The sequence below is a fragment of the Paenibacillus tianjinensis genome (assembly GCF_017086365.1).
GTDB classification, from domain to species: domain Bacteria; phylum Bacillota; class Bacilli; order Paenibacillales; family Paenibacillaceae; genus Paenibacillus_AQ; species Paenibacillus_AQ tianjinensis.
On sequence record NZ_CP070969.1, the window covers coordinates 6,145,852 to 6,163,081 of the forward strand.

General features: G+C 51.8%; 13 protein-coding genes. 3 read left to right on the forward strand and 10 right to left on the reverse strand.

All coding sequences use genetic code 11. The features are described from left to right. Nucleotides 1-67: 67 nt before the first annotated feature. The gene (locus tag JRJ22_RS28455; RefSeq protein ID WP_206102527.1) at nucleotides 68-2,641 is read right to left on the reverse strand and encodes an S-layer homology domain-containing protein; all 2,574 of its coding nucleotides are present in this window, start codon (nucleotides 2,639-2,641) and stop codon (nucleotides 68-70) included. 207 nt (nucleotides 2,642-2,848) lie between these two features. Between JRJ22_RS28455 and JRJ22_RS28460 the strand changes: the two genes are divergently transcribed. The 3 genes from JRJ22_RS28460 (at nucleotide 2,849) to JRJ22_RS28470 (ending at nucleotide 8,175) form a co-directional block, all read left to right on the forward strand. Beyond that, nucleotides 2,849-5,194, forward strand: coding sequence for a helix-turn-helix domain-containing protein (locus tag JRJ22_RS28460; protein WP_206102528.1), 2,346 nt, complete (start codon nucleotides 2,849-2,851; stop codon nucleotides 5,192-5,194). Between the two features lie 12 nt (nucleotides 5,195-5,206). Further along, the gene (locus JRJ22_RS28465; RefSeq protein ID WP_206102529.1) at nucleotides 5,207-6,823 is read left to right on the forward strand and encodes a type 2 periplasmic-binding domain-containing protein; all 1,617 of its coding nucleotides are present in this window, start codon (nucleotides 5,207-5,209) and stop codon (nucleotides 6,821-6,823) included. Between the two features lie 236 nt (nucleotides 6,824-7,059). After that, nucleotides 7,060-8,175, forward strand: coding sequence for an IS110 family RNA-guided transposase (locus JRJ22_RS28470; RefSeq protein ID WP_206100438.1), 1,116 nt, complete (start codon nucleotides 7,060-7,062; stop codon nucleotides 8,173-8,175). A 471-nt stretch (nucleotides 8,176-8,646) separates the two neighbouring features. Here the strand turns inward: JRJ22_RS28470 and JRJ22_RS28475 are convergent, their stop codons facing one another. The 9 genes from JRJ22_RS28475 to mpaM form a co-directional block, all read right to left on the reverse strand. Then, complete coding sequence (locus JRJ22_RS28475; RefSeq protein ID WP_206102530.1) at nucleotides 8,647-9,306, reverse strand: response regulator transcription factor; 660 nt, start codon at nucleotides 9,304-9,306, stop codon at nucleotides 8,647-8,649. Nucleotides 9,307-9,327: 21 nt separating this feature from the next. Beyond that, nucleotides 9,328-11,688, reverse strand: a complete 2,361-nt coding sequence (locus tag JRJ22_RS28480; protein ID WP_206102531.1) for a sensor histidine kinase — start codon at nucleotides 11,686-11,688, stop codon at nucleotides 9,328-9,330. Nucleotides 11,689-11,729: 41 nt separating this feature from the next. Then, nucleotides 11,730-11,906: a competence pheromone ComX gene (gene comX / locus JRJ22_RS28485; RefSeq protein ID WP_206102532.1), complete on the reverse strand. Its 177-nt coding sequence runs from the start codon at nucleotides 11,904-11,906 to the stop codon at nucleotides 11,730-11,732. A 166-nt stretch (nucleotides 11,907-12,072) separates the two neighbouring features. Beyond that, nucleotides 12,073-12,993, reverse strand: coding sequence for a polyprenyl synthetase family protein (locus JRJ22_RS28490; protein ID WP_206102533.1), 921 nt, complete (start codon nucleotides 12,991-12,993; stop codon nucleotides 12,073-12,075). 141 nt (nucleotides 12,994-13,134) lie between these two features. After that, entirely contained in the window at nucleotides 13,135-13,533 is a 399-nt protein-coding gene (locus JRJ22_RS28495) for a GntR family transcriptional regulator (RefSeq protein WP_206102534.1), read from the reverse strand. A gap of 125 nt (nucleotides 13,534-13,658) precedes the next feature. Further along, nucleotides 13,659-14,402: a nitroreductase family protein gene (locus tag JRJ22_RS28500; RefSeq protein ID WP_206102535.1), complete on the reverse strand. Its 744-nt coding sequence runs from the start codon at nucleotides 14,400-14,402 to the stop codon at nucleotides 13,659-13,661. 41 nt (nucleotides 14,403-14,443) lie between these two features. Then, the gene (locus tag JRJ22_RS28505) at nucleotides 14,444-15,817 is read right to left on the reverse strand and encodes a YcaO-like family protein (RefSeq protein WP_206102536.1); all 1,374 of its coding nucleotides are present in this window, start codon (nucleotides 15,815-15,817) and stop codon (nucleotides 14,444-14,446) included. Beyond that, entirely contained in the window at nucleotides 15,814-16,401 is a 588-nt protein-coding gene (locus JRJ22_RS28510; protein ID WP_206102537.1) for a TOMM precursor leader peptide-binding protein, read from the reverse strand. Before JRJ22_RS28510 ends, JRJ22_RS28505 begins: the two co-directional genes overlap by 4 nt. Beyond that, the gene (gene mpaM / locus JRJ22_RS28515) at nucleotides 16,373-17,224 is read right to left on the reverse strand and encodes a daptide-type RiPP biosynthesis methyltransferase (RefSeq protein ID WP_206102538.1); all 852 of its coding nucleotides are present in this window, start codon (nucleotides 17,222-17,224) and stop codon (nucleotides 16,373-16,375) included. Before mpaM ends, JRJ22_RS28510 begins: the two co-directional genes overlap by 29 nt. Nucleotides 17,225-17,230: the final 6 nt, after the last annotated feature.

The following is a 17,230-nucleotide window of genomic DNA, read 5'->3' on the forward strand; positions in this document are numbered from 1 at the left end:
GAGCAGCGATTCTCCGGTAAACGGAAGAAACGCTGCTCTGCTGTCTCTTTATGGAATCCTGTTACAGTTACAAATCTTCAATTAACGCTTTAATGGAGCTGTCAGTCTCCAATGCGCGGATAATAAGGGACACAGCTTCGGCGCGGGTGGCATTGCTTCGTGGTGCAAAGGATGAAGCCGCTACCCCCTGAATCAGATTCGTTGAGGCAGCCTGCTTAATGGCTGCGGCAGCCCAGTAATCGCTGCTCACATCCGTGAAGCTCACCGGTGTGCCTGCCGGAAGCACTCCAAGATTCAGCATACGGCCGATGATCGTCACCATTTCGGCACGGGAGATGGTAGCCCCCGGTTTGAAGCTGCCGTCCGCGTAGCCGGTTACGATTCCCTTCTCCGCCAAAGCGCCGATATATCCGGCGGCCCAATTCGAGCTGGCATCCCGGAACTCAGCTCCAGCCGGTTTAGCCTCCAGTCCGAAGGCACGGGCGATCATGGCTGTGAATTCGGCTCTGGTGACCGGAGCATTCGGACGGAAGGAGCCGTCTGCGTACCCGTCGATAATCTGCAGCTTCACAGCTGCCGCAATCGTGCTGCCGCCCCAGTGGCCTGTGGTGTCGCTGAAGGTTTTGTTAATATTCTTCGTTGCGGCAATGGCATCACTTACTGTTTTGCGAACCGTTTCCCGGCTGACTACACCCGCCTGGAAAGGATTCACTTGATCCGCCGGTACCGGTGCTGGTGTACCCGGTTGTACCCCTGGTACTACAGGATTGGCAGGGGCGCTTGTTGTACCGCCTGTGGTCCCGCCCGGGGAGTTGCTTGTGCCGCCCGAATTCGGGTTGCCGCTGCTGGTCGTGTCGGTAATAATAAGCCCGATCTGATTGTTCTGATAGACAATCAGGGCACTGCGCGTGCTAGGCAGACCGTCAATCTGGACGGAGGTAAACTCTCCGTTTCGCTGACTGGCGCCATGGGTAATAAGCGGGATCAGTCCACCTGCAGGTACATAGTTGTTCGCAAAATGCACCTTCAGCTTCCCGTTCATATTCACTGCTCCCTTGATGTCGAGTACATCACCCGCACCGGTAAGGCTCAGCTCGAGGGTGCCCTCCGCAGATTGCGTGAAGCCTCCTCCGATCGTCAACTTGCCGTAGACGTTCTCCACTACAGAGCCGCGGGTGTTCAGCACATCACCGCTGCCGAAGGCCGTTGCCGAATCGCCTTTAAGAGTTCCGGCGCTCACCTCAGTACCGCCGGAATACGTATTGCTGCCCGTCAGCGTCAAGGTGCCGGTACCTTCCTTAGTCAGTTTACCTGTGCCCGAGATATCGTTCCGCCAGTGGTCCGCTGCATGGAATCCGCCTTTGGCGGCATCCATGGTTACCGTGACATTGCTATTGAAAGCGCTATATCCGTCAGCTGCGGCGAAGAGATTCAGTCTTCCCCAGCCTTCCGGATCATCCAGCAGCGGATAACCGGACTGGATTGCTGTTGTGGCCAGTACCGCCCGACGCTGCTCAGCACTCAGATAAGGCAAGCGGGTTTCCAGTAACACTTCAGCCCCTTTAGGAACAACCACAGGCTTGGTCGTGGAGTTGATCTGCGGGAAGCCGTAGGTCAATCTCTGGGTGAACTGTGCTTTGTTCTTCTCATAATCACTAAACCGGTCTTCCGCCGTGCCGGTCTCTGTCAGCAGGACTTTATGGGCCTGATCATAGGCAGCCTGCTTCAGCTCTGCATTATCCGGGTCAGCCAGCGTCGCCGCCGCCAGCGCTGTCGCCGTGACGCGCCCTCCCATCACATCGAAGGGAGAATGCATGCCCGCGATAATCCGGCTGTTCCCCATCTCTGAAGCCCGGGTCAGCAGCTCCTGGAACCGTTCGGGCACCGCGTAAGCAAGTGACAATGCGGCAAGATAGGAGGCGTTGGTATGACCGCTCGGGAAGCCGCCATCTGTAGCCGGTGTTGCGCTCATTGCCGGCACCAGAGTAGGCACGATGATCGAAGGGTCCTTCCAGCGGAACGGACGCATATAGTTGTAGAAATTTTTAGCCTGGGATGTTGATGCATAGTTGCCGCGGATCTTTCCGATCAGGTCAACCATTTTACCCAGTTCGGAATCTGAATTACCACCTTTATTAGCGCCGTTGCCATCATTGTACTTCACCGTAGTCGCGTCTGCCGGGATGCTGGTAATTGTCGTGTACGTACCTGATTTGGCACGGTATACCTCAGATAGCGAACCAAGGCCGTCGGCAGCTCCATAAGTCTGGTTCCTGCGGTCATCGTAATACGCCATCTCTTCCTCTGCCTTGGTACGGGTGGCAGCAAGATCAGCTACATATTGAATGTTGGCATCCAGAATGCTGCTGTTCAGCTTGGTGCCGTTATCCCAGGATGTGCCGGGTGTCCAGAGCTCCAGGAATCCGGAGAGAATCCCGATGGCCGGGTTGGAGTAGACCGCCATATTAACCGGAGTGTTGTTCTTGTAGTTGTCTACGAAATGTCCCCATTTCGGAGCAGCCGGCAGTTCGATCGAAGAATCTGCTGAAGCCGCAGCCGCAGGATGTACCGTGACAGAATTAGTGAGGAGAACCAGACCCGCAGCAACAGATAGCAACCTTCTTTTAGACTGTGTGTTCAATTGTGTTAGCCCCTATCCTAATTAGTATTCGATTCGAATCGGTCTCAATGTAGCATCGCAGGCCCGGGTCTTCAATATGACAATTTCGCAATTCTATCAATCTGGGAACATTTCAGCCGGATTTAGCAATTTTATATTCCTTTAACATAAATCATGAATAGTTGCAGTAGGGACTAGTGTATAATCCGCCTGGGAGGAGAATACGCCTTGAAAAAATGGAGTTCAGCATTCACCAGCCTGGCTATATCGTACATTTCTATTGTTCTTGTCATTGTTCTCTTGCTCTGTTCTGTTTTTTATATTTATTTCTCAAGTCACTATAAGGAAGAATTGAGAAGCCGGAATCAGCTGATCCTTAAAAATACCGCCGGAACCATTGAAGCTTCCGTGCTGCAAAGAGTCCAGCAGATCTATCTGGAGGTCTCCCTGAAGCAGACGGCAACGCTGCGTCTGCTCGCCGGTGCTTCTTTTCAATCGAATCTCAGTAAAGTAAGCAGCCTTCAGGATATGCTCCAGGCGGAGGTGGCCAGCAACTCGGACATCATACAGGCGGTGCATCTGTATTCCCCAGGGCAGCAGGTTATGCTCTCCTCGCTCTATGGGCTGAAATACAACGCTGATCAGGGGACCGGTGCAGCGTTTTGGATGGACTGGATTAACGGAATGGGCAATAACCCCCTCAACAGCCTGTGGACTGAAACACGCTGGGTGCCCGAAGATATCAGCTCCAGCGTACCGGGCGGCAGCGGCAGTCACCTGATCACCTATGCGCACAGTTATCCCTTTCAGTCCTCCGGCGCAGACAGTGATTTAATCATTGCAATAGACGTGAAAGAGAGCGCAATACGCGCCATAATGCAGAATATGATGCCCCCGCAATATCAGAGCACCTTTATTTCCGGCCCTTCCGGAAGCATGATGGCAGGTTCCGATCAGGCTCCGATGGCTCAGAGGGCCGGCTATGCTTCCAGCATTGCGAAGGCATGGACCTCTCCGGATGAAGCCAGGAGCTTTAGCGAGAACATTAACGATACCTCTTACGTGATTTCGTATCAGACGCTGCCATCGGCCGGCTGGAAAATATTCAGCGCCGCTCCGGCCAGCCTGTTCTATGAGAGATGGAGTGTTGTCCAGCAGCTCATCCTGGGAATTTGTCTGTTCACCCTTGTACTGGGCATCGGCCTGTCGGGAATTCTGGCAAAAGCAAACTATAGCCCGATCAAACGGCTGCTCGGTACAATCAGGGACTTCACCGGCCCTGCGCCTGAGCAGGCCATGAACGAGTTCAAAGTCATCGACTCCGCCTTCATCCGTCTAAATGATAAAGTCAGCAGTCTGGAAGATACCCTGCAGGCCAGCACCCCGCATATCAAACAGAATCTGATCCTGAACCTTCTGCAGAACAGTACTGCCAGTGAACCTATGGCGATAGATCCGGAGTTCCTGGGGATCTCACTGGAGCATACCCATTTCTGCTGTCTGCTCCTGAATACACGGGGGGCTTACACACACATGAGCTCCACTCATATTCAAACGGCAATGGCCCGGATAACCAGTCAACTGGAGGAAATCCGGTTTCCGGGAATCCGGATCATTGCCGAAGAGCTCCCGGACAAACGGATTATTGGAATTGTATGCGCACGTGAAGCATCCGGGGATCTTGTGGAGCAGATCTCGCAGCTTATGGTATCGGAGGGCAGGCAGCAGTTCCAGATGGAGGTGCAGCTCTCGCAGGGGCGCTGGGTAAGCGCAGTGGCTGATCTTCATATCAGCTATTCCGAGGCGCAGACGTTGATGAAATACGCCTATTTTCTACCCGAGACCGTTATTTTGAATGACCGGAGCCTCCTGGAGCGGGAGAGCAGTCTTGATGAAATTCCGCAGCCGGCCCTGCTGAAGTTCAAAGATAAGCTCCAGGCCCGCAAGCTTGACGAGATCGCTGCAGCTCTTGAGCAGTTGATTACTCCCATGCGCGAAGACCGCTTCCCTGCCGATTACTGCCACTTCATTCTGGCGAATACCGTGTTTGTCTACTCTGATTATTTGAAAAGCATCCGCTATAAGCATCCTGTTCACGGACACATGGATCTGTATAACGAATATATTGCCCTCTCCAATATCCTTCATTTCCGGGAGTGGCTCCTCCATTCGATTACGGCCTTCATCGCCGAGACCGAGAAGCGGAACAGCGACAGGGCACTGTCTACGATTGAAGCGGCCAAGCAATATATCGAGCGCCACCTGTCCGGGGATCTGTCTCTGGATGCTGTGTCCTCCAAGGTATTCATCAGCCCGAAGTATTTGAGTAAGCTTTTTAAGGAGGAGCTCGGCGTCACCTATACAGACTACATCACCGGCAGGCGTATGGAACAGGCCAAACGGCTTCTTGCAAATAACGATATGTCCATCGATCAAATTGCGGTTACGGTCGGCTATGGGACTACGGCTTATTTCATCAAGCGGTTTAAGGAGATGTATGGCTGTACGCCGGGGAATTACCTGCGTACCGTTAATGAGGTACAGCTGCTGCAAGCAGAGACTAGTTTTGGATAAGGATGGTATCTCATGATAAAAAACACATTCCGGCGTTATGCCGCCTTAATGGCCATGCCTTTGGTTCTGCTTGTCCTCAGTTTAAGCAGCGGCTGCACCCGACTGCAGGACTGGCGGTCGGCTGCACAGGAGCCTCCGGACGCTCCAGCTTCGGCCGCCCCCAGGTACACGATCTCCTGGACGATGCATCAGAACCTGCCGGTGCCCGAAGATGCGGAGATGGTGAGGTACGTGGAGGAGAAATTCAAGGTAAATCTGGACATCTGGAATCTGGCGAACAATAAATACGAGACGCTCCTTAATTTGAAGCTGGTCCAGGGTTCCGTCCCGGATCTGTTCCGGGTCAGACAGACTCAGGATCTGCTGAACTATCAGCAGCAGGGCCTGATCGCCGAAATCCCCAGAGAGATCCTGAACACGTATGCGCCTAATATCATGAGAGCTATCCGGAAATATGCGCCTGCTTACCAGGACTTTGGCGTGATCGACGGTAAGTATTACGGCATCCCTGTCGTCAATCCTACTAATATCTACCGGGTTCCTGTAGTCTACCGGCAGGATTGGCTGGACAAGCTTGGCCTACAGGTGCCACAGACGCTGTCTGATTTCGAGAAGATCATCTACGCCTTCGCGAATGAAGACCCCGACGGCAACAGCATCAAGGATACCTACGGCTTGTCTCTGGAAGGAATGAATGTGGTCTTCGGCGCATTCGGACAGATGGTCTTTACCGATCAGCTCTACTTCGGGAAGAAGGATGAGCAGCTGGTCATTGGCGCTTTGGAGCCGGAAATGAAGGAAGCTCTGCACTATCTCCGCAAATGGTACCGGGACGGGGTGATTGATCCGGAGTTTATCACCGGGGAGAACAAGGGCGGCTACAAGCATCTGTCCCATGCCTTTATCAATGGCCGGATCGGCATGACCTCTATGGGCAATTACTATCACTGGATTCAGGATGGTGATTACATGACCTGGAGCTATGATGGCCAGAAGAAGGCCCAAGAGGTCCCGGTGAAGGCCACTTTTAATGTGAAGGAATTAACTGCCAAGAATCCGCAGGCCCGGATTGTCTTCGGCCGGCCCTTTAGCGGACCGGAGGGCAAACGCGGCTCCAAAGCCTACGACATGCTGATGAGCTTCACGGCGGTCGGCGCGAATGCCGCTAGCGAGCCGGGCAAGCTTGCGGCCATCCTGCAGATTCTGGACTACGTCAGCGCGAATCCCGACCCGGATACAGATGCCGCGATGAAATACGGGGTTCAGGGGACGCATTGGGCATGGGCAGGAAGCGCCAAGAAGGAGATCGTCCTGCTGCCTCCCTATGACCAGACCTTCAGTTATCAGAATACGATCGGCACGAATATAGGCATGACAATACCGGTCATGCCTGCAGACCGGAGAGAGCAGTGGGCTTCATCCCTGGGGCTGGATCAGGACGGAATCTACAACGCCCTGGAGGTTGCCACTCCTGCACTGGTCAGGAACGGTCCTGAGCTTATTCAGCTTAGAAACGAGGCCTATATCGCTTTTATCACGGGAGAACGGCCGATAGAGGAGTTTGGGATGTTCGTTAAGGAGTTCATGGCAGCGGGAGGAACAGAAGTACTGCAAGAGGCGAATGAATAGCCAAGCAAGCCCATCGGCAACATTCCGCCTAAGCAATCGGCCCGGGTCATAACGGGAAGCTTTGTGTCGGGCTTTTCACCGCTAAGGAGAATGAAAAAAATCTGGACACAACAGTTATTATGAACGAGACAGACTCCCCGTAATTGCAACTTCTTAGGTTACTTTTGGCAATAATGGTGTAGTAGAGCTAAACCAAAACCAAAAGCAGAGCTAAACTGCAAAGGAGAGTCTGTATTATGCAGGATGCCATGAAATACGTAGGATTAGACGTATCAAAAGAAAAAATTGCTGTAGCCGTTGCTGACGAAGGCAGAGAAAGTGCCCGATATTGGGGGATGGTTCCTCACAATGAATATCAGATTCTAAAGGTACTTAAAAAATTGGGCCAACCTGAAGAACTAAGTATCTGTTATGAAGCTGGTCCAACGGGATATCCGCTAGTACGCTTGTTAAGCGCGCATGGATACCACTGCATTGTCATTGCGCCATCCCTTATGCCAAGCCGCCCTGGAGAACGGGTGAAGACAGATCGCCGAGATGCCTTGCGGTTAGCTCAGTTACTTCGGGCAGGTGAGTTAACAAGCGTACATGTGCCTACACCGGAAGAAGAGGCTCTCCGTGATTTGGTTCGGATGCGTGAAGACATCAAGGAAGATCGAACGCGTATCCGGCAGCGAATCGGGAAGTTTCTTCTTCGGCACAATCTTTCACCAGAGGAATCAATTCGGCGCTGGACAAGGAAGTATCGACTATGGCTGGGGCGTATTCAACTAAAGTTTGCCGCTCAGCGTCTGGTCCTGCAGGAAATGTTATCTCAGATGGATGAAAATGAAGAACGACTCAAACGGATTGAGGCAGCCATTCATAAAGAAGCTACGAGTGGTTACCAAGCTCCATTAATCCAAGCCCTTCAGACCTTGCGTGGAGTTGCGGAAACGACAGCCACAGGTATCGTAGCTGAGGTATGTTCATTCACTCGATTTGGAAATGCGAAGGCATTTATGGGCTACACGGGTTTAGTTCCACGAGAGTATTCAAGTGGTCAGACTCGATGGCAGGGAAAGATCACAAAATCCGGGAACACTCACCTTCGCCGCTTGTTGGTAGAAGCCGCTTGGAGCTATCGCTATAGACCAGCACTGCAGGGAGAGATAAAAAAGCGCCAGCAAGGCCAAGATCCTGAAATTCAGTCGATTTCTTGGAAGGCACAACATCGACTACATCGAAAATACACGACGATGCTATCCAAGGGGAAACCTAGTGGAAAAGCAATTGTAGCTGTAGCAAGGGAGTTAAGTGGGTTTATTTGGTCTGTTGCTCGAGAAATCGAAGAAACCAGAAGACAGGGATAAGACAAAAAACAACTGCCGGAGGAAAATGTTTGTGAGTTAAAAAAATCCCCAAGCCCCAATAGATAAAAGGTTTGAAAAGCTGAGTTAGAAGGCAAAGAGAAAAGCCGTAAGAGAGAATCCACGTAATCGCTATGTGCCTAGCCTTAGAGGTGAAGATGCACGTCAACAGTTCGTGGTGTACTTTCTGCAGACGGAGGGAAAACATGCGGTATACCAAATCCGCGAATATCAGACTGCTCACCGTCGATACCTTTTGCCTTCTAGTTCAGCTTGTTCACCCCATTTTGTCATAAAGGGGAATGAGAAAAAAACGAAGGAGTTACTATTGCGTTTGACAGTCTCGTTCATATCAGCGATTGGAACAACGTTTCGTTCGCGGAGCGTCCTCACCAAGCACAATCGTCTATCCAACTCCAAAAAGAAGGAGTGTCCCAGCCATTTCTTATGGCTTATGGGACACCCCCTTTTACGTTAAAGGAACTCATCGGTGCGGATCAGACCCAGTCTTCTCGCTTCCACAATGGCTTCCGATCTTGAACGTACATTCAGCTTCTCAAAAATACGCGTCAGGTTATACTCAACGGTCCGCTGGCTCATCAGCAGCTTGGTTGCGATATCCTTGTTGCTGCTTCCGCTTGAGACCTCCTGAAGGATTTCCTGTTCGCGCTCATTTATCGAAACTTCCTCCATCAGCCTTTCTTCCCTGCCCTGATTAAGACGAATATCTCTTCGCCGCAGCTGCCGCAGCAGGGAGACCGGAATGACAGCCTCGTCCCGGAGGGCGCAGCGGAGTGCATTCAATAATTGTTCACGCGTAGATGTCTTACTAACCACACCGCTGACACCTGCTTCCACCAGTACATTAAAATTAGGGCTGATCTCGTACCCTGTATAAATAAGAATTCGGCTGTCAGGCCGGGTCCGCATAATCCGCTTGGTCAATTCGATGCCATTAATGACAGGCATGTTCAAATCAAATAACAGGACATCGAATTCCTCCTGTTCAATCAGCTCCAGCGCTTCCATCGCCGATATCAGTACCGTGACTTGCATATCGGGGTCCTGCTCAATCATATTTTTAGTTCCTTCACCAACGGAAGGATGATCGTCTACCAGTAAAATCCGTACCATCCTGTCTCCTCCTTGCTTTCACTATGCTTCCTGACTCAATCTTGCTGAATCCAGCGGCAGGATAATCCGTACTTCCAGTCCTTGACCCGGCGCTGACTTGAATGTGATATCACCTTCCAGACTGTTTACCCGTTCTTTGATGCCCGATAAGCCCATATGGTGATAGGAATCCTGCAATTCCTCCAGCTTGAGCCCGATTCCATTATCTTTATAAGTAAGCAGGATATTGTGATTACCTTCCTGCCCGAGTGCTATCCTAATGGTGGATGCTTTGGCATGCTTGCTGGCGTTACGCAGCAGCTCCTGGACAATCCGGTAAAGGGTAAGCAGCTGATCGTCATTAATATCGGCCGTAAACGTTCCCGGGTGAAAATCAACTACAAAATCAGACCGGATCTGGGCCTGCTCGAACAATCCCCGCAAGGCTTCGACAATCCCCATCTCCTGAAGCAATGGAGGCCTCAGCTCATTGCAGGTCTCACGGATCTGGTGAATGACATCAAGCAACCCTTCCTTGATATTGTCCAGCTTCTGGTGCAGCTCCGGTTCCATTTCATGGTCAAGCATAGCCGACTCCAGGTTGCGGTACCAGATCAGCTGGTCCTGAAGTGCGGAGTCATGCAGATCGGAGGCAAGCTTCCGCCGCTCCTTCTCAGACAGCGTAAAGATTAGCCTGGAAAGCCAAGGCGATGAAGCATTTCCATTCTTTTTGCGGAATTCGGCCTCCAGCTCTTCCACCAGGCTCTCCACCAAATATAAGTTCTCATAGACAATCGCGCTGTAGTTGGCAAGCGTCCGCAGCCAGGCCAATTCATCCAAATTGTATTTGGTCCGGCTTCCCTTGTCGTCCAGCCACAGGATATGCAGCCGATTGAGCTTCTTTCCCGCAACGACACCAATTCCGCGTTCCAGACTGAAAATCGTACCCACATCCAGCTTTCCTGCAGCAGACTGGATAGCGGCGATCAACGAGTCCCGGATACCGTCCAGCGGTTCACTCAGCGACAGCTCCTGCAGCCGGTTCGTATCGACCGTAACAAAAACAGCTTTTTTCACCGGCAGCACCTGGTAAATTTCCTGCTCCAGCACCCGTTCCAGATCCGCAAGCTTCATGACGCGCGATATCCTGGCCGAGAAGCGGCCGAGGCTCCCCTGAAAATTATGCATATCCTTATTCAGGCTTGGCCGCAGCTTCAAATCGGCGTATTCCTTCAGGAACAGCATCAGAATAATAAGCAAATAAGAAACAAGGAACAGCTGCCCCCATCTAACCCAAAATTGATTATGCTGGGTCAACAGAAGTGAGGCGAGCACTGAAATGGCGATTGTCGGAAAAAAGGCAATGCCTGCATAGTAAAAAAAACGGCTCAGCAGAAAATCAACGTCAAACAGCTGCTTCGTCGTGAACATGTACAAATAGACGAAAGGAATAATTAACAGAAAGATCGCGGAAATTTCCGCCGACATAAACGCCAACCCAAACAATTGCGGAATGGCAAATAAAAAGATAAACGGAGCGAACCCCGAGACATGGCCGATTAAAATAAATTTGAACAGGGAACGCATCGGACTGTTCTGTTTGCGATGCAGGGCGAACTTCTGAATCAGCCTAATCACAATATAAATATTGATTCCGGCAAAGTAGAATAACATCAATCCCGAATTATAATCGCCCAACCTGCTTCTGTAGAACACCCTAGTGATTTCTATGATATTGATGGCGGATATAAGGAGATAGAAAATCCGCATAGTGAAGCGGCCTGTAAGCATTTCCTGATAGCTTTCAAGATACAATTTCAGAAACTGAATAAAAAATATGGGGACAGAGGACATAGAAAAATATAAGATTATCATCCCCACAGGATTAGCCCGTCCTGAAGAAAAGGAACTGAAGTAGGCCAATCCTATGGATAAGAAGAATAAGATAAGCTGAATCGCCGCCGGGTCCGACTTCTTCCTGCGGTATATCACGATAGAGAGTCCCGAGAACATCAGTAGCGCCAACCATGGGAATATTAAATGGGTTAACAGCTCGTTTCTGGGTAATTGCGGGCTAACCTCAAAGGTTACCCGCTTTACTACTCCGTCCGGCCCTGTCCGGTCCAGAGCAATGGATGACGCCTGTTCCAGCGAGTCGAACATACGGATCGGATAATAATCCTGCGCCGGCTGGCCATTTACCTCCACGATCTGATCGCCGGTATATATTTTCCCGAACCCCCAATATTTCTGCGGAGAACTCTCTGATACTATAATCTGCCCCTCATTATTCTCCGTCACCATTACTCCGACATACGGATGAGTGTACACAAAATTGGTGAAATAACCGGTGACCAGAAACAACAGCAGGATACAAACCGTAATCTTCAGACGATGTTTCAATATAGTCCCTCTCTATCTATTGAGTTACAACATTTTATAGTTTAGCCCCAGAGTCCAATACGCATCGGATTCTCGGTCATCTCATCTTTTGCTTTGAGTACATCCATAAGTGCTCTCTGCTCCAATGCGCTCATACCCGCCAATTGGAGTTGCCCCCGATTGCCATTCATCCATTCTCCGGAGTTGCTCATCATATTCTGGAACATTTCTTTTACCATTCCAAATCCCTCCACTTGGATTGTTGTTAAGAGATTATTTCTCTTAATCCCAATATACAGGCCATTTCAGAGAATGGAAACGATAACCAGTCCAGTATTTCACGCAAATCGAATTGCGGTATGTTGCGTGGTAGAACTGCAAAATTGCGGTGCGTATTCCTAGCATTTATTCGGCAAAGGATAACATCATATCTTTCCAGTAAGGGGTAGGGTTCAGCTGCTCGACATATTCCAGATAACGATAATAATGCGTCCTCATCCGAAAAGAGGTGTAGATCAGGGTACCCGTCGAGGCGATAATCTGCTCCAGCTCCTGCCGGCGATCCGCCACATCTGCGAAATCAAGCCTGCCCTCAAAATAATCGGTGATCCACTCCTCCTCACCGGCTACGGCCTCCAGCAAATATAATGTCGGCAGCGTCTTTTTCCGGTTCAGGAAATCATTTTTGTCGTCCCAATTCAGCAGATCCCGGATATCATTTTTGATCTGGGCGGCGATTCCCAGCTCCTCCGCATATCGTTTAACTTCCTCGCGCCATTCTCCCGTTGCCAGGACCGTACCGATCATGGCCGCGGTAACCAGCAGCGCTGCCGATTTTTGCGTTACCATCCGGATATAATCCTCTTCCGTCTGCACATTGTTAACCAAATCCGTCATCTGCCCGTTCACCGCCGTAATGATCCCCTGATGGATGAGCTGAGCTGCCAGTTGCCGCCGTTCGGCTGAGAAACCGGTAGACAGCATCATCTGGCCAGACAGGGACAGCATGCCTATGCCTATATTTAAGGCGATTCCCGGGGGAAGCTGGTTCCAGGCCATTTTGCCGTTATCCTGATCCTGAATATCATCAATAATATCCAGACTCAGAATCATTAGTTCAACCGCTGCAGCCGCTTTGTAGATATCCTTCATATCCTCGCCTTTGAACATCCGGTAATGAAGCACCGTCATTTTGCCGAAGAGCATCGCTTCCTGCAGTTTATCTTCAAGACATGCCAAGGCATGTCCGTAGAGCTCCGGAACACTGAAATAGCATCTCAGGGCCTCCCGCAGCTCCGACTCCAGTCTATCCACCAATTGCTCCACTCTCTGTCCCCCCGCCTCATCATCATTAAAAAACCCGCAATATAATATATTCCATATCTATAAAATATCACCTTCCGTATTAATGATGAAAATATAAAAAAAGCCGGCTCCACCTCCTAGTCAGGGGGTAAGCCGGCTTATCTAGACCTCTCTCGTAGGGCCGCTTCGCAGCTGATCATCAAGCATAAACACAATTTCTTCATCGGGCATGCCGTACAGCCGCCCCAATCTAACAGCTTCGGCGAGATTGTGTTCAACCTGCACCCGACATAAGTCACGGACATCCTCAATCGAATCTGCTTTGACAAAGGTGCCGATTCCTCTTCGTACCGATAGCAGCCCTTCCCGCTCCAGATCGGCATACACCCGGCGGACAGTCACCAGGCTGCAGGCCAATTGCTCTGCTAATTCCCGTAATGACGGCAGGGGTTCGCCATCCGGCAGTATTCCGCCGGCAATCAGATGGCGAAGCTGTTCCCGGATTTGCACATAGATCGGCTCACTGGATTGCGGTGCTAACGATATCGGCAAATATCTCATTCTTCCTCGCTCCCCGCTCTGCTGTCCGCGTTACTTGGCCCGGACTTCCCGTTCAAAAATCAGCTCGAAGTAATTCGCCGTCCCGAAGCCCTAATCAATTCTCACAAACTGGTATTCAAGCATCCCTACTTCTCCTCCCGGTATATGAGACTGGCCAAGATCACATCGTAATATCCGTCAAGTCCAAGCAGCTCGTGGGCGGCCTTATCATAAAAGGTCATGACCGGAACAAGCGGCACCCCCTGTTCCTGGGACAAGGAGACCAGACGCTCTGTCCACCGGCCGCCCTCAAGCAAGGAGAGCCGGTATCCGCGTTCTCCGAACAGCCGGTTGCTCCGCTGCAGATTGGCAGAGATAAAGACAGCCAAATCCCCGTCGCGAACGTCTAGTTCTGTTGTAAACAGGAGCTGCACCCAGCCGGAGTCCGCTTCTTCTTTGACATAATCGACAAAATGCCCGGAAGGACTGCAATAAAAAACCTCATACCGGCCGCTAACCCGGTTCTTGGATACAAAATATAAATCAAGCGAGTCCAGCTGCTCTGCCGTCCCCCATTGCTGTAAATGCCCGTAATCCCAAAACGGCAGCCTGGAGTCATTCCCTTGGGCTATCCCTGCAGCAAGCTTCGCCATCACCGGATGCTTCTGCGGATCGATTCTCTCCAGCCCGGTCCGCTCTGCGCCGAAATACCGCTTGGCCGGAGTGACCGCCCCGTTCATCTGTGTAAACAGATTGCGCAGCATTTTCATTCTTGCCCGGGTGAGCACCTCGAGCTGCGGATAATGATTAGAGTTCTGATGATAGGTCATCGCCAGATGCTCGTCATTGATATCCTGGTCTGATCTCCAGTCCATATATTTGATTGGCATGCATGACACATCCTTCTTCTCGTTATAAGAGCCGCTGTACGTCATGGAAACGGATGTGGGCTGCAGTTCAACTGCTGCGGTGAGATGGCGCCGGCCCGCAGTCCCAGCTTCACCGGCGTCTCATAGATCCGCTTGCTGGTGATCAGCCTTTCATTCTCGCTGCGAGGCAGCTGGACCGTCCCCGGAACAATCATTTTAACGACATGCATCCCCAGTTCCCGCACATCGTCTGTGGTTAGATCAACGCACAGCACTTCCAAACCCTGCTTGGCAAATTGATTCACAAGATACTCAAGCTGCTCCGCCTCACTACCTTCAGAGATCGGGGACGGGGGCGGCACGCTTCTTACCGCAGAGGAAGCAGCGGTAAACATCAGCTCCTCATAGGCAAAGGGCTGTTCATAGTACGGCAGCCTCAGACCGTAATCAGTGACCTGATGCGGCAGAAGCGACGGGATGCTCTTGGAATAGATCTGCATCTTGTTGCCGATGAACAGCTGGCTGATCTCCATCAGCGCCTTACCGATTGCGCCTTCCATCGACAGTCTCGCCGAGCCGCCGACCGATACTTTACCGTCCCGGGTCATAAGCAGCCCGAATACAGAGGGAATGCCGAGGTCACTGGTCGTATCCATAACCGTAAGCTCAAACCTGTTCCGGTCCAGCAGCTCCTGAAACGGACGGGCAATGGCCGAATGGCGGATGTCCAGCCGCGGCAGAGACAGCGAGTTATACCACATGATCATAAAAGCATCCCGCTCAATGATCTCCAGCAAGCCGCTAATCATCGCCTGCTCAAGCGTCGCCCCGGCAGCAGAACCAGTCATCAGGCCGAAGCAAATGGCTTCTTCCTCTGCGCTCTGGGGGAGATAGGCGTCCCAGGCGACAGCCGCAGGCACCCATTTCCGCTTGTTCGCGGTGAGGCTGTACCCCTCAACCCAGCGTACCCGGGTATGCTCGGTAAATGGCCGGTACGGGAACTGCCATTGCTCATATTGCTCCTTCGTGAAGAGCGGCAGCTCATCCGGATGGAGCGCGCGATCCCCCAGCTCCTGCCAGGACGCCAGCTGCAGGCGCTCCGGGATAACATAAGCAGCGCAGTAGCGTTCGATTGCTTCTGCAACGGCCGACACACTTGCTTCCTCCAGCGTAAATCCCATTCCGCTGGCAAAAAAATCAATCAGGCCATGCTGGCCTTCCGCCAAAAATTTCGGATTGGCGGGGGCAGCAAGGCTTAAGTATAACGCCGGATCTCCGGGATCCGGGCTTATATTCATCAAGCCCTTTACCATTCCCCCATGGGGGCTGATGGCCTTGCGCAGGTAATCCGGCAGAGTATCCTGCCTGCCGGGAAAGGACTCAGCATAGCCGCCGGCTGAGCTCCCTCCCGAGCGGCTTACCAGCCGGCGGCTCATGATTCAAGCACCAGCCCGGCTTCGCGCCAGGGCTGCGCGGCAAGCCTCGGCTCATGTCTCATGCCGCAGCAGGGGCAGGTTGGGAGTTTATATACGGGATTAATCTCTCCCTGCAGATGAAAGGCATCGAAATCAAGCACATGGCCCAAAGACAACGGCGGAAAGCTGCTGGTGTGGCGTGAGATCCATTTTGCCGCCTCTGTTGCAATGATGCCGCTCAGCACCGACCAGGACAAGTCGAAGATGGCGTTTCGCGGCTCCAGGGGTCTCATGCCGTGGGAGCGTTCCCGGCGCAGGACGCATTCATAGCATGCCGAGCAGCCGGGAATGAGAATGGGGCCGATTCTTCCGGCGGAATGCGAGAATCTGACGGGCAGCCAGGTGATGTGATGCTCCAGCGCATAGCGGTTGAAGTCTTCCCCCCATTGCTCTGCCTGCAGCACAATGACGAGCTCCGCATCTGCACTTACCTCCGAAAATTGATTCACCTTATTGACCTGAACACCGAGTCCGCTGAGCAGCGCCTCGATGGGGTCCCCGGAATTGATGCCGTCTTCAGTGCACAAGATCGTGATCTTGCTCATACGAATCCGCCTCTCTCTCCAGGACAAGACATCTCACATTCTCGTCGCCTTCCAGTTTGTACATATGCGACTCTGCAATGCGGAACGCAGACTCTTCAATCGCCTGCAGAATAGCCTCTTCAGCAAAAAACTTTTTGAAGGTAGAACCGAAAATCCGTTTGGTCTCCCCGTTCTGGATCACTTCGGCATAAAAATTCATAACGGCGCTCTGCTGCTGCAGGTTCTCCTCTTCCCCGATCAGGACGAATTGCTTGTGGTCAGGACCCAGGTTGAGCGTAACACTATTAATTCTTCCGCCGCGGTAATCGGAATTGTGGCTCTGATTAGACAGCACATAATCGAAAATGAACCGTCCACCCGGCTCCAGATGCCGCTCTACCGTCCCCAGCATCCGCTTGAAATCATGTAATTCTCTCAGCAGACTGATACTTGTAGCAGACAGCACAATCAGCGGAAACCGTTCACCCAGCTTGAAATCCGTCATATCACCCTGCACCGTCTCAATCCGGCTGCTTAACCGGGCAGGCAACTGGGCCTGCTTCTTCCGGCAAATCTTCAGCATGTCTTCAGACAGGTCCAAGCCGGTTACACTGAATCCGCGGTTGGCCAGATGCATTAATATTCTGCCAGACCCGCAGGCAAGCTCGAGTACCTTGCGCCCTTCCGCCAGCTTCCCCGCCTGCTCCAGAATGAGTGCAATATCATAATCCGTCCGGCCGGTAACCGCCTCGTAAAATTCAGAATAATAGCCCTCGTACAGATCAAAATCAACACTGCCCGGCATATTCAAATTACGCAATTCCTGAAAAACTCCGAAATACATGGGCTT